This is a genomic window from Sulfitobacter sp. HI0129 (genome assembly GCF_001635395.1).
Classification (GTDB): domain Bacteria; phylum Pseudomonadota; class Alphaproteobacteria; order Rhodobacterales; family Rhodobacteraceae; genus Sulfitobacter.
Genome location: NZ_LWGH01000742.1, coordinates 1 through 942 on the forward strand (window position 1 = coordinate 1; position 942 = coordinate 942).

Consider the following 942-nt stretch of genomic DNA (forward strand, 5'->3'; position numbering starts at 1 on the left):
ACAGCCCGACGAAGAGGAAGCCTTGCCGACGGCCACCCCGGACGTCTTCCAAAACGAGGGGGACGGCTTTGGCGCTATCGAGACCTTGCCTCCGCCCGAGCCCGAGGTTGTGTTTGTCGGACCGGATCCAGTCGAGCCCAACGCGGAGCTTCTGGCGCAGATCACCGCGCTGCAGGCTCAGATCGAGGAATTACGCAACGCCCCCGAACCGGTCGTCGAGGAAGACACCGCCGCCGCAGAGGCGATCGACGCGCTGACCGCTCAGATCGCTGCGCTACAAGCCGCCTCGGAAGCAGCACAGCAACGATTTCAGGACGAACTGACGGCGCGGGATCGCAGCCTTGAGCAACTCCGCATGGATCTGGAACTGGCCCAACTCGAGGCCAGCCGACCGCAACCCGCCCCAGCGGGCCCCACGGAAGATGAGCTGCGCGCACGCGAGCAAGAGCGACTGCGCCGCGAGGAAGAAGCCCGGCGCATGGCCGAGCTGGAGCGCCGCGCCGCGGAGGAACGCGCCTTCCAGGAGCGGCGCATCGCCTCGCCCACCATCGCGTTTGGCGGTGCCTCCGGAGCGAATGAAACGGCTCTGACCGAACGCACTTTTGGCGAGGTGACGGATTTCGTGCTGAACGGGGCGCTGCCCTCGACGGTGACGCAGGCCGAGGTGATCGCCAATCCCTCCAACACGATTCTACAGGGCACCATGATCCAGGCCGTCATGGAAACTGCCCTTGACAGCTCCCTGCCCGGCCAGACCCGTGCCGTGGTGTCCGAGGATGTCTACAGCGTCGATGGCGTGGGCCTCTTGATCCCCCGAGGATCGCGTCTCATCGGGCGCTACCGCGCTGGCGTCGATATCGCGCAGCGCCGCGTCACGATCGCCTGGGACCGGATCATCCTGCCTGACAATCAGACCGTCCAGATCAGCTCCTTCGGAGGTGA

General features: G+C 66.0%; 1 protein-coding gene. It reads left to right on the forward strand.

What is annotated here, in order from left to right:
* Positions 1 to 942, forward strand: a 942-nt coding sequence (locus A3764_RS18310) for a TrbI/VirB10 family protein (protein ID WP_150122284.1), incomplete at both ends; no start/stop codon positions are given.